At 65.0% G+C, this 12544-nt stretch carries 9 protein-coding genes; 3 read left to right on the top strand and 6 right to left on the bottom strand.

The window, feature by feature from the left end; genetic code table 11:
- Nucleotide 1 precedes the first annotated feature (1 nt).
- Genes CH268_RS02225 through allB form a run of 3 tightly spaced genes read left to right on the top strand, consistent with a single transcriptional unit; the run spans nt 2 to nt 3490 of the window.
- Nucleotides 2-1147: a glycerate kinase gene (locus CH268_RS02225; protein ID WP_094662288.1), complete on the top strand. Its 1146-nt coding sequence runs from the start codon at nt 2-4 to the stop codon at nt 1145-1147.
- Nucleotides 1144-2187, top strand: coding sequence for an allantoicase (alc, locus tag CH268_RS02220; protein ID WP_094662286.1), 1044 nt, complete (start codon nt 1144-1146; stop codon nt 2185-2187). The genes CH268_RS02225 and alc overlap by 4 nt, the downstream gene beginning before the upstream one ends.
- Nucleotides 2138-3490: an allantoinase AllB gene (allB, locus tag CH268_RS02215; protein WP_094662284.1), complete on the top strand. Its 1353-nt coding sequence runs from the start codon at nt 2138-2140 to the stop codon at nt 3488-3490. Before alc ends, allB begins: the two co-directional genes overlap by 50 nt.
- Nucleotides 3491-3515: 25 nt before the next feature.
- Here allB and CH268_RS02210 read toward each other — a convergent pair whose 3' ends face one another.
- The 6 genes from CH268_RS02210 to CH268_RS02185 all read right to left on the bottom strand — a co-directional run bounded on the left by CH268_RS02210 (nt 3516) and on the right by CH268_RS02185 (nt 12544).
- Complete coding sequence (locus CH268_RS02210) at nt 3516-5621, bottom strand: HNH endonuclease signature motif containing protein (protein WP_094662282.1); 2106 nt, start codon at nt 5619-5621, stop codon at nt 3516-3518.
- Between the two features lie 149 nt (nt 5622-5770).
- Nucleotides 5771-6847, bottom strand: a complete 1077-nt coding sequence (locus tag CH268_RS02205) for an XdhC family protein (protein WP_217900892.1) — start codon at nt 6845-6847, stop codon at nt 5771-5773.
- A gap of 1 nt (nt 6848) precedes the next feature.
- Nucleotides 6849-8291 (bottom strand): NCS2 family permease, encoded by a 1443-nt coding sequence (locus CH268_RS02200; RefSeq protein WP_094662280.1) that lies wholly within the window; start codon nt 8289-8291, stop codon nt 6849-6851.
- Nucleotides 8292-8400: 109 nt separating this feature from the next.
- Nucleotides 8401-10725 (bottom strand): xanthine dehydrogenase family protein molybdopterin-binding subunit, encoded by a 2325-nt coding sequence (locus CH268_RS02195; protein ID WP_255182273.1) that lies wholly within the window; start codon nt 10723-10725, stop codon nt 8401-8403.
- Nucleotides 10722-12074: an 8-oxoguanine deaminase gene (locus tag CH268_RS02190; protein WP_094662278.1), complete on the bottom strand. Its 1353-nt coding sequence runs from the start codon at nt 12072-12074 to the stop codon at nt 10722-10724. Before CH268_RS02190 ends, CH268_RS02195 begins: the two co-directional genes overlap by 4 nt.
- Entirely contained in the window at nt 12071-12544 is a 474-nt protein-coding gene (locus tag CH268_RS02185) for a (2Fe-2S)-binding protein (RefSeq protein WP_032402213.1), read from the bottom strand. Before CH268_RS02185 ends, CH268_RS02190 begins: the two co-directional genes overlap by 4 nt.

Genomic DNA, 12544 nt, shown 5'->3' with positions numbered 1-12544 from the left:
GATGACGCGAATTCTGCTGGCTCCCGACAAGTTCAAGGGCTCGCTGTCCGCGGCCGAGGTCGCTCGGGCGTTGGCCGAAGGTCTGGTCGCGGGCGATGCGTCCCTCGAGACGGTGTGCCTACCCGTCGCCGATGGGGGTGACGGCACTGTCGACGCAGCCGTTGCCGCCGGCTGGGACCGGATCGCAGTTACGTGCTCGGGACCGACCGGTGAGCCGGTCGAGACGTCGTACGCCCGTCGCGGTGATACCGCCGTCGTCGAACTGGCATCTGCAGTCGGACTCGAGCTCCTGCCGGACGGACGGCCGGATGCGCTGGGAGCCAGCACGTTCGGACTGGGGACTGTCATCGCGCATGCTCTCGGTGCCGGCTCTGTTTCAGGTGCGCGGCGTATCGTCGTCGGGCTCGGCGGCAGCGCATCCACCGACGGCGGTGCCGGAATGCTCGTCGCACTCGGTGCGCGGATCCTCGATGCCGACGGCAACGACGTCGCGCTCGGCGGTGGTCCACTGCGCGGTGCAGTTCACCTCGATCTGTCCGGCCTGGTGCCTTCGGCTCGGAATGCGGTGTTCGAGTTGGCGTGCGATGTCGACAATCCGTTGCTAGGCCCTACCGGAGCAGCAGCGGTATACGGACCACAGAAGGGTTCCGGACCGCAGGAGCTGCTGTATCTGGAACACGGGATGCGGCAGTGGGCGCATCTTGTGCGCAACGCGATCGGCCGGGATGTCAGTGGGCTCGCCGGCACCGGCGCAGCAGGTGGAACTTCGTTCGGTGCCATGGCTGTACTCGGTGCGGTTGCCAAGCCAGGGATCGAGACGGTGCTCGAGCTGATCGACTTCGGCAGCGCTCTGGCGTCGGCCGATCTGGTCGTCACCGGCGAGGGCTCGCTGGACGAGCAGAGCCTCTACGGCAAGGCACCCATCGGAGTCGCGCACGCAGCGCGCGAAGCGGGTGTTCCGGTGATCACCATAGCCGGGCGCAGCGTCATCGGCCTGGACCGGCTGCGCACTCACGGGATCGTTGCCTCCTATGCGTTGGCCGATCTAGAGCCGGACCCTCGAATCTCCATGCGCGACGCGGCCGCGCTGCTCCACGAGGTAGGCAAAACGATGGCCACCACACACATTTCGGAAGGAATATCATGAGTACCACTCATTTCACCTCCCTGACCGATCTCGCATCGCGGGCACTCGGCGGCAGCGTCTCGGCGGCGAACGACGAACTGTTCGCGCAGCGCGAGAACCTGATCAAGCCCGACGCCCCGCTGTTCGATCCGGCGGACTTCGGCCACAAGGGAAAGGTGTACGACGGCTGGGAGACTCGACGCCGACGTGATGAGGGCGGCCACGACTGGGCGATCGTCCGGCTCGGTGCGCCGGGAATCGTCCACGGTGTAGTGGTCGACACCGCACACTTCACCGGAAACTACCCGCCGTTCGTCTCCGTCGAAGCCGCGTCGATCGAGGGCTACCCGTCCATCGACGATGTGCTGAAGGCAGAGTGGCACACCATTGTCGACAAGTCTGCGGCAGTGGGTGATACAGCGAATACCTACGAGGTAGCCGATCGGCACCGGTGGACGCATGTGCGTCTGTCGATCTACCCCGACGGCGGTGTGGCCCGGTTCCGTGTGCACGGTGAGGTTGTGCAGGATCCGCGCTTCCTCGGCGGCACCATCGATCTGCTCGCCGCCGAGAACGGTGCCAGGCTCACCGACTGCTCCGACGCCTTCTACTCTTCCCCCGCCAACATCATCCTGCCCGGGCGGGCACGCAACATGGGTGAGGGATGGGAGAACTCCCGCCGACGTGGCGGCGGAAACGACTTCGCAGTGTTCGAGCTTGCGGCACCTGGCGCTCCGCGCTTCGTCGAGGTCGACACCAGCTACTACGTCGGCAACGCCCCGGGGTGGGTTCGGCTCAGCGCCATAGATTCTCGTCGCCGACACACCTCCGACCCGACGGCGTGGACCGAGATCCTCGAGCGCACCGCGGTGCAACCGGACACGCGTCACCGCTTCCTGCTCAACGCGAACGAGGCCTACACACACCTGCGGCTCGACGTGTATCCCGATGGCGGCTTGTCCCGATTGCGACTGTTCGGCGAACTGGACGCCGATGCCCTCGACGCGGCAGATGTCGCATGGAAATCCGCCGAGCTCCAGAGTGCCTCCAGTGCAGTCTGATCTGGTCATTCGGGCTGCCCGCGCGGTGATCGATGGGCGTGAGGTGGCGGCGACTGTGTCTGTCTCGAACGGCCGGATCGTCGCAATCGACTCCCTGGATGCCGGCGTATCTGCGAAGACGGTGGTCGAGCTCGGGCCGGGCGAGGTGTTGCTGCCCGGGCTGGTCGACACCCACGTGCACGTCAACGATCCGGGCCGAACCGAATGGGAAGGCTTTGCCAGCGCAACCCGAGCTGCGGCCGCGGGAGGGATCACGACCATCGTCGACATGCCGCTCAACAGCATTCCGCCGACGGTCGATGTTGAGGCGTTGGAGATCAAGCGCAGGGTGGCGGTCGAGAAGTCGGTCGTCAACGTCGGATTCTGGGGTGGGGCAGTTCCTGGCAACGTCGAGCAGCTGCGACCGCTGCACGACGCAGGAGTCTTCGGTTTCAAGTGCTTCCTGTTGGCATCGGGCGTGGACGAGTTCCCACCGCTGACGCTGCCGGAACTGGAGAAGGCGCTGATCGAGATCGCGTCGTTCGACGGGCTGATGATCGTGCATGCCGAGAACGCCGAGGTCATAGCCGAGGCTCCGGCGGCAGTGGGCCGTGAGTACTCGGGATTCCTCGAATCGCGTCCTCGGGCGGCCGAGAACCGGGCCATCGAGCAGGTGATCGAGCTATCCCGTCAGACAGGGTGTCGGGTCCACATTCTGCACTTGTCGAGCGCGGATGCCCTGCCGATGATTGCGGCGGCGAAGCGGGACGGCGTGCGGGTGACCGTCGAAACTTGCCCGCACTACCTGTGTTTCGACGCCGAGGGCGTGCCGGCGGGCGCGACTCAGTTCAAATGCTGCCCGCCGATCCGCGAGGCCGGTAATCGCGAGGCGTTGTGGCAGGGTCTTCACGACGGCACGATCGACACGATCGTCACCGACCACTCCCCCTGCACGCCCGACCTCAAGCGATTCGATACCGGTGACTTCGGCGATGCCTGGGGTGGGATTGCGTCGTTGCAGGTCTCGCTTGCTGCGGTGTGGACCGAGGCGCGTGCCCGTGGGTTCGCGCTGACCGACATCGTGCGGTGGATGGCCACGAACACCGCCGATCAGGTGGGCATGACTGATCGCGGACGCATCGAGGTCGGTTGCGCTGCAGACCTTGTGGTGTTCGCGCCCGACGAGACGTTCACCGTCGACGTGGATCGCCTGTACCACCGCAACCCGGTGAGTGCCTACGATCGGCTTGGACTGTCGGGTGTGGTGAGACGGTCGTGGATCGCAGGTTCGGAATTTTCGACGGGTAGATTGCTGTCGCGATAGACCTCTCTTCTTGGTGTGAACCCGTTCAAAATGGTGGAGGCCCTTCGCTATTCGGGTCCGGCACCGGCTCCGGCTCGAGATTGTCGGGTGGGTCGGGATAGGCGATGATGCCGGATCGTCTGGGTTTGGTAGGGATGCAGGGCCGGAGGCCGTTGCCGAGGATAGGTACGGATGTTCCGTTGGCGGACAGAGTGATTCGAGTGTTCTTCGATGTCGATGTCCACAAGATGGCACCGCCGGGGAGCATGACTGCCTTCCAGTAGCCTGCGGTCTTGACGCTGTGGTGGAACTCGCACAGGCATTGAAGGTTGTTGACGGTGGTCCAGCCGCCGCCCAACGGGTTGGCGTGGTCGAACGGGATCACGTGGTCGAGTTGGCAGCGGTCCGCGGGTCGGTGGCAGCCGGGAAAGCGGCAGTGCCGATCGCGCAGGCGTACTGCGGCGGCGGTGAGGGCGTCGGGCCGATAGATCAGGGCGCGGTCGGTGAGTGGGTCGCGTCGGACGGACTTTCCGAGGGCCGGGTCAGCGGCGATGGCGGCTTCGAGGGCCGCGGCGAGGGACGCGTTGCCGAGGTAGATGCCGGAGGGCGTGCGGTTGGCGGGTGCGTGGCCTGCTGCGGGGGTTGTCCGGTTGCTGCGCTGGATCGCGGAGGGCAGATCGAGGGCAGAGCTGTGCCGTGTGCCTTTGCCGACGGGTGTGTGGGTGCAGAACAGGGCTGCAGCGGAGGCCAGCGATGCCTGGCGGCGCTGGTCGGACGACGCAGCTCCCTCATGGCCGGTCTCCGATGTTGCCTCCGCTAGCGGGTCGGTCACCTGTGCCCCTGCGCGTGTTGCTGCGTGCTTCCGTACAGGATCGGCCGCACCTGCGTCGGGAGTCATCGATGGGTCGGCTGCAGGTACGGGTGCGGACTCGTCGGACTCGTTGCTTACCCCAGCATCGCCGAACTCGTCGACATCGTCTGACAGTGCCGGTGATGAAGTGCTGTCTGTTGCAGGGGCAGGTGAACTGGCAGAAGTCGGTTCGGTCGAGGAATCAGCCTGCCTACCCGAATCCGTGGCCGACCGCATTCCCTCATGAGCATCAGCATTTGCAGCCGAGTCCGCGTCCGCGTCTTCGTCGGTTTCCGCCACTGTTCCCGTCTCGGGTCCTGTTGCAGCTCCCGCCTTCTCACTGTTCGATCGTCGTTCCCACTCCCCGGTCTCCGAGTTCTGCACCGCCAGTCCGAGTTTCTCTGCAAGGGTCACTGCTTCGGTGAGCAGGATCTGCCACTGGCTGTTGCGGGCCAACTCTCGTGCCAGATCAGGATCGATGGAACCGTGCCCGGCCAGATACGCAGGATTCGCCAACAGTCCGATGAGAGTGGCGATGTCGACGGTGATCATCGTCAACGGCACCCGACGATCCGGCAATATGGTCTCGGTCTCGGTCTCGGTCTCGGTCTTCGGGCAGTCCGCGCGTTGGCACAGGCATGCCAGCCGGGGTTCTCCGTGCATCCGGGCCATGAACGCATCGCACAGTCGTTCCTGTTTGCCGCGGGGGTCTTTCGGGCAGAGCGTGTCGGCCATTTCCTCCAGGAGCTGCCATGCGGCTGCGGCTTCGGGGGCGGTCAATTCTGCTCGGATCCGGGCCAATTCCCCAGCTGGGGCGTACGAAACATTGCGGAACTTCTTCGCGAACTCCCGCAACGCTGCCGCTTCCTCCGGTGCGACCCGGAGCAGAATGTCCCAGATCTCCTTCTCCAGTGGACCCGGTGACGACCGGCGGGCCGCCTCGACGATCTCGTCCTCGACCGACTTCACGATGTCGTCGGAGAGGTTGTCGAGAATCCGGCACGCCACCCTCACTCGCGGAAGGTCGATCTCCCCGGCCTCGAATTCTCCCCGAAGCTTCGGCAGACGGGTGCGCAGGGCAACCCCGGCAGAGATGTAGGCCTCGGCGACCGTCGCCGAGCATCCCAACGCGACAGCGAGTTCGGTGCGTCCGTACCGGCTGTACTGCCGATGCTTCGCATCCTGCGCGATGCAGGTGAGGTGGAAGTCGTAGCAGGCAGCGATCTTTCGGGCCGCATGCCGATTCTCTTCCCGCGCGGCAGCGGTCAACGCCTCCAGCGACACGGTCGGTACTGCACCCATTTTTCACCCCCCGGTGAGCAACAATTAAGAACATGTGTTCGAACTGGGGAAAGCGTATCTCGACCTACCGACAAGAAACAGATTTGCCTGACTCAGGCCTTTGAGCAGGCGCTCTGTCCGGGCGGAGTGCGTGGGGGTGTGATGTGGGCCTAAGCGTATTCGGCAGTCTCGGCGTCGTGGTGGATCGGGCCGGCGGTGTGCGTCAATGGCAGCGCACTACCCCCGCGTCTGGCCGCGACGAATTCCGCCGCGATGGCCAGCGCAGTTTCCTCGGGCGTTCGGGCTCCCAGGTCCAAGCCGATGGGCGACTTCAATCGTGCGAGCTCCTGCTCGGTCAATCCGACGTCACGCAATCGGGCCGCGCGATCCTCATGGGTCCGACGCGATCCCATTGCCCCTACGAACGCCACCGGCAGGCGCAGGGCCACCTCGAGCAGCGGCACATCGAATTTGGCGTCGTGAGTGAGTACGCAGATCACCGTGCGGGCATCGACAGTCGTACGTGCCAAGTAGCTGTGCGGCCATTCGGTGACCACCTCGTCGGCATCGGGAAATCGTGCAGCAGTGGCGAATACTGGTCGTGCATCACAGACCGTGACGAGGTATCCGAGAAACTTTCCGACACGCGCCAGCGCTGCGGCGTAATCGATGGCTCCGAAGATCAGCAGCCGCGGGGCGGTGGCGTAGGACTGCACGAACACGTCGAGATCCGGCCGACACCGCACCGAGCGGATGCCGGTACCCCCGGACTCCAGCATCGCCAACGCCTCGCCGACGACAACTGCATCGACGTCCGAAAAACCGGTGGTACCCATGGTTGCCGAGGACGAGACCGCAAGCGACTGCCCGGCCCCGGCGAGCATCGTCACCGTCGCCACTGCAGTGTCCGACGCAACGGCTGCCAACACGGCCCGCGGAGGCCCGAGGCGAACGAACACCTCGATCACTCCCCCACAAGTCAGCCCGACCGCAAAAGCGTCGACGTCGCTGTAGCCGAACGACTCTCGCTTGGACTCGCCGGTTTCGAGAACCTCGCGACACAGCTCGTACACAGCGCCTTCGACGCAGCCACCGGAGACACTGCCGACTGCCTCCCCGTCGGCGCACACCGCCATCGCGGCACCCGGAAGCCGAGGGGCACTTCCGGATACCGCGATGACCGTCGCCACCGCGTAGGCAATGCCTGCGTGGTCCCAGGCGGTCAGACGATCGACGATCTCTTTCACGTTACGAGATTCCCAACGCTTCTTCGATGGGATGCAGGGCGAAGTAGACCAGGAAGATTCCCGACATCAGATACAGCAACCAATGCGTCTCGCGTGCTTTGCCTTTGGCGAGCCGGACGACGGTGTACGAGATGACGCCAGCGGCAACTCCCACGGTGATCGAGTACGTGAAGGGCATCAGCACGATCGTCAGGAAGGCAGGAATCGCGATATCGGTGTTCTGCCAATCGATCTTGCGGACGTGCGTCATCATCAGTGCACCGACCAGAACCAGAGCAGGAGCGGCTGCACCCACCGGTACGACCCCCGCCAGTGGCGTGAAGAAGATCAAGCTAGTCAGCATGCCACCGGTCACGATACTGGCGAGACCGGTTCTCGCACCCTCGGTCACACCGGCCGCGGATTCCACCACGGCGGTGTTCGCCGAACCGTTGATCGCACCGCCGACGATGGCTCCGATGCCGTCGACGGTCAGAATGCGGCTCAACCCTGGCATCTTGCCCTGCTTGTCGACCAGGCCCGCTTCTTCCCCGACTCCGAGGATAGTGCCCATGGCGTCGAAGAATCCGGAGAGTACGAGCGTGAACAGGACGACCGAGGCCGTCACGACACCTGCTCGGGCGAACCCGCCGAACAAGTCGACGTTGAACAACAGATCGAATTGTGGTGTGGCGACGACGGAATCGGGCACCTTGGGCACGACCGGCCCCCACGCCTTCGGATCGATGTCGAAGACGGCATTGAGTACGATCGCCAGATTGGTGGCGACGAAGATCCCGATCAGCATCGCACCGGGCACTCGGCGGACGAACAACATGATCATCAGGATCAGACCGACGCAGAACACGAACACGGGCCACCCGGCCAACTTGCCGAACGTGCCGAGAGTGACTGCGGTGGAGGCGGCTTCGTGATGACCGACGAAACCGGCGTCGACCAGTCCGATAAGGGCGATGAACGCACCGATGCCGACCCCGATCGCCTGCTTGAGCACCAGGGGAATTGCGTCCATGATGAGCTGCCGGACCCCGGTGAGTGCGAAGACGACGATGACGACGCCTTCCAGCACCACCAGACCCATCGCCTGCGGCCACGTCATGTACGGCGCTGCCTGGAACACCACGATGGGCGTCACACCGAGTCCGGCTGCCATCGCGAGGGGCGCGTTTCCGACAACTCCCATCAGGATCGTCGTCAGGCCGGCGGACAGAGCGACCATCGTCGACAGTTGTGCCGCATCGAGCGTCGCACCCGTGACGTCACGGGCATCGCCGATGATCAACGGAATGAGAACGATCAGGTACGCCATGGCCACGAATGTGGTCACACCACCGCGGATCTCGCGCGAGATGGTGGAGCCACGTCCCGTGATGTCGAAGAACTTGTCGATCTGGGATCGACCTCGTCCGCTCCGACGGGTGCTGGGTATGTGTACATCGGTCATGATCGGCCCTCCCAGGGCGTGATCAACCTTGCCGGGCGTCGGGCCGGGCCGACGTGCCGGGGGAGTTGGCGTCGGTGCGGTTGTGCCCTGGAAGGTTTCGTCGAATGAATCAGGGGTTGATGATGTGTTCGGGTCGAACAGGAACGCGCGTCAACGCGAGCCCGGTGGCGTTTCGGATGGCAGCGACGACGGCCGGCGTCGACGAGAGGGTGGGTGGCTCGCCCGCACCGCGAAGACCATACGGTGCCAATGGATCCGGATTCTCGAGGATGTCCAGCTTCATGGGCGGCATGTCGAGAATCGTCGGGATGAGGTAGTCGGTGAACGACGGGTTCTTCACCAAACCGTCGACGACGACGATCTCCTCCATCACCGCAAGACCGAGTCCCTGGGCTGTGCCGCCGTGGATCTGGCCTTCGAGCGAGAGTCGGTTGAGGATCTTGCCGACGTCCTGGACGGCGGCCATCTCGACCACCTTCACGAGCCCGAGATCGACGTCGACGTCCACCACGGCGCGATGCACACACAGGGCGAGCTGGGTGTGGCTCGCGCCCTGCCCGGTCACCGGATTCATTCCGCTGGTGGGGCGATGGTGGAATTCGCGCGTCTGCTCGATGACGCGGTCGCCGAGTACATCCTCGATCGTCGCCAGCACGCCGTCGGTGGTCGAGACGATCTTGCCGCCGTCGAGGCTCAGGTCGGCCACAGCACGTCCGAGGTAGAGGCCGGCGAGGACGAATACCGCCTCGCGGACGGCCTCGCACGCGGTCTTGACGGCACCGCCGGTCATGTACGACTGGCGCGATGCCGAGGATGATCCCGCGTTGCCGACCTTGGTGTCGGCCGGGTGGATGACGACCTTCGTGACGCCGAGTTCGGTGCGCGCGATCTGCGCTTCCAGCGTCACGAGTCCCTGGCCCACCTCGGCGGCAGCGGTGTGGACCAATGCTGTTGCCTCACCGCCGATCACCTCCAGTCGAACGCGGGCGGTGGAGTAGTCGTCGTAGTTCTCGGAGAAGCAGATGTTCTTGATGCCGACGCCGTATCCGATCCCGCGCACGACGCCTTCGCCGTGGGTGGTCTGCGATGCCCCACCCGGCAGATTACGGATGTCCGACGCATCCACGGGGGCAGGCAGTTCCATGGCCTCGGCTCGCGCGAGCATCTCGGCCAGTGGGGCTGGTGCTTCGATGACCTGGCCGGTGGCCAGGATCGATCCCTGGCTGACGGCGTTGATCTGCCGGATCGCCACGGGTCCGATGCCGCAGGCCTCACCGAGCTTGTCCATCATCGACTCGTACGCGAAACATGCCTGCACTGCGCCGAATCCGCGCATCGCGCCACACGGCGGGTTGTTGGTGTACACCCCGTACGCGTCGATCTCGATGTTGGGGATGACGTACGGTCCGACGCCCAGCGATGCCGCATTGCCGACGACGTTGAGGGTAGCGGAGGTGTACGCCCCGCCGTCGAGGATGATCTCGACGTCGGCGAACAGGAGCTTGCCGTCACGGGTGGCGCCGTACTCGTAATGCATCTGCGCCGGATGCCGGTGTACGTGCCCGAAGAACGACTCGTAACGGTTGTAGACGATCTTGACGGGCTTGCCGGTGTGCATGGCGAGCATCGCCGCATGGATCTGCATCGAGAGGTCCTCGCGGCCACCGAATGCTCCGCCGACACCGGCGAGCGTCATCCTGATCTTTTCCTCGGGCAGTCCGAGGCACGGGCCGATCTGGGCGAGGTCGTTGTGCATCCACTGGGTCGCGACGTACAGGTCGATTCCGCCGTCCTCGGCCGGAACAGCCAGTCCCGATTCGGGTCCGAGGAATGCCTGATCCTGGATCCCGACGGCGAAGTCGCTGCTGACGATCACATCCGCGCGGGCACGGGCGGTGGCGACGTTGCCGACGCGCACCGGCTGATGGCGCGCCACTCCGCCGCGCTCTTGCACCTTCGGGTAGTTCGGATCCAGAGCGGCGCGGCGAGCATCGGTGAGTGGCTCGAGCACGTCGTAGACCACGACGATCTTTTCCATTGCGCGCCTGGCGGTTTCGGGATGATCGGCCGCAATCAGAGCAATGGGCTCACCCTCGTGCCGTACCTCGTCGAAGGCCAGTACCGGCTGGTCCCACGTGTGGTCGAGTCCGAAGCACTTGCGTCCCGGTACGTCTTCGTGGGTGAGCACCGCCTCGACGCCGGGCGTTGCCAACGCCTTCGAGATGTCGACCGAAACGATCTTCGCACGCGGATGTGGGCTGCGAAGCGTTGCGCCCCAGAGCATGCCGTCGATGAACAGATCCGAGGAATATGCGAACTCGCCCTTGACCTTCAACGTTCCGTCGGGCCGGAGCGGGCTGTCGCCTACGCGACCGCGGCCCGGGGCGGGGATATCGGCGGGTACTTGCCGGGGTGTAGTGGTCGGGGCGCTCACAGCACGTCCTCCGCGAGTTTCATGAGGCGACGGTGCGCATCGGCACCGGCGCGGCCTATTTCGTCCTGCGGGGCGCTGGTCAGAACATCGTTCTCGACGATCGTTCGACCGCCCACCATCAACCGAGCCAGTGGAGGTGTCTGCCCGTACGCGAATGCCACGACGGGATCGTCGACGGCCGAGTAGAACCCGTCGGTGCGCCAGATCGCGATATCGGCCAGCTTGCCGACCTCGAGCGAACCGATCTCGCTCTGACGGCCCAGTACCGTTGCCCCGCCGATAGTTCCGATCTCGAGTGCCTGACGCGCGGTCAGTGCTGTCGGACCGTACTTGGCTCGCTGCATGTACATCGCCTGGCGGACCTCGCCGGCAAGCGGCACCATCTCGGCCGAAGCGGAACCGTCGACACCGAGGCCGACGGGTGCGCCGGCCGCGAGCAGGTCCGAGATCCGCGCGATGCCTGCGCCCAGACGTGCATTGGAACTCGGGCAGTGCGCAGTGCCGGTGCCGGTGGCCGCCATCTTCGCGATGTCGGAGTCGTGCAGGTGGACCGCGTGGGCGAACCACACGTCGTCACCGAGCCAGCCGACCTGCTCCATGTATTCGACCGGGGTGCAGTTCATCTGGGCCAGGCAGTGCTCCTCCTCGTCGAGGGTCTCGGCCAAGTGGGTATGCAGCCGAACACCTTTCGCGCGAGCGAGCCCGGCGGACTCCACAAGTAGCTCTTTGCTGATGGAGAACGGCGAACATGGCGCGACCGCGATGCGCAGCATCGAACCGAAGGAGGCATCGTGATAGGTGTCGATGGCGTCGGAGGTAGCGGTGAGGATGTCGTCGAGCGACTCGACCACCTCGTCCGGCGGCAATCCGCCGTCGGACACACCCCGGTCCATCGAGCCGCGGCACGGTTGGAACCGCACACCGATGCGCTGGGCCGCGTCGATCTCGGCGGCGAACAGGTCGCCTCGTCCCTGGGGGAAGATGTAGTGATGATCGGTACTGGTGGTACAGCCCGATTTCGCGAGCCATCCCAGCCCGGCTGCGGCAGCACCACCGACCACCTCGGCGTCCATCTTGGACCATGGCTTGTATAGTGCGACAAGCCATTCGAAGAGAGTGTTGTCCTTGGCCAGGCCCTGGGACGCCCACTGGTACAGGTGATGGTGAGTGTTCACCAGGCCGGGGGTGACGAGACAGCCGGAGGCGTCGATCGTCTCGGCCCCGGGGATGATCGGTGCCGTGCCCGATCCGATGGCGCTGATCGTGGTGCCCTCGACGACGAGGTAGCCGTTCGGGATTTCGTCACCGACGATGGGTGCGATGTACGCACCCGAGATGACAGTGGTCATTTTGCCTCGGCCTTTCGTGTCGCAGCGAGCCGAACTGCATCCAGAATCTTCTCGTATCCCGTACAGCGGCAGAGGTTTCCGGCGAGAGACTCACGAATCTCGACGTCCGACGGGTTGGGAACACGCTCGATGAGATCGTGCGCCTGGACTACGAGTCCGGGGGTGCAGAAGCCGCACTGGACGGCTCCGCACTCGACGAACGCCTCCTGCATCGGGTCCAGCTTGTCGCCGTCGGCGAGGCCTTCGACGGTACGGATCTCGCGGCCCTCGACCTGTCCGGCGGCCACCAGGCAGGCGCACGCCGGGATACCGTCGAGATAGACCGTGCACGAACCGCATTCCCCTTGTTCGCACGCGTTCTTCGATCCGGGCAGTCCCATGCGCTCGCGCAGTAGGTACAGCAGACTTTCGCCCTCCCAGACGTCGTCGGCTTCCATGTCTCTTCCGTTGATGGTGCAGTTGACTCGCAT

This window comes from Rhodococcus sp. 06-1460-1B, from assembly GCF_002258475.1.
GTDB lineage: Bacteria > Actinomycetota > Actinomycetes > Mycobacteriales > Mycobacteriaceae > Rhodococcoides > Rhodococcoides fascians.
The sequence above is the reverse complement of the archived record's forward strand: the minus strand, read 5'-3'. Positions and strand labels throughout refer to the sequence as shown.

What these genes read in the sequence shown, in the direction of transcription:
- CH268_RS02225 (WP_094662288.1), top strand. Translation starts at nt 2, where the DNA reads ATGACGCGAATTCTGCTGGCTCCCGACAAGTTCAAGGGCTCGCTGTCC.
- alc (WP_094662286.1), top strand. Translation starts at nt 1,144, where the DNA reads ATGAGTACCACTCATTTCACCTCCCTGACCGATCTCGCATCGCGGGCA.
- allB (WP_094662284.1), top strand. Translation starts at nt 2,138, where the DNA reads ATGTCGCATGGAAATCCGCCGAGCTCCAGAGTGCCTCCAGTGCAGTCT.
- CH268_RS02210 (WP_094662282.1), bottom strand. Translation starts at nt 5,621, where the DNA reads ATGGGTGCAGTACCGACCGTGTCGCTGGAGGCGTTGACCGCTGCCGCG.
- CH268_RS02200 (WP_094662280.1), bottom strand. Translation starts at nt 8,291, where the DNA reads ATGACCGATGTACACATACCCAGCACCCGTCGGAGCGGACGAGGTCGA.
- CH268_RS02190 (WP_094662278.1), bottom strand. Translation starts at nt 12,074, where the DNA reads ATGACCACTGTCATCTCGGGTGCGTACATCGCACCCATCGTCGGTGAC.
- CH268_RS02185 (WP_032402213.1), bottom strand. Translation starts at nt 12,544, where the DNA reads ATGCGAGTCAACTGCACCATCAACGGAAGAGACATGGAAGCCGACGAC.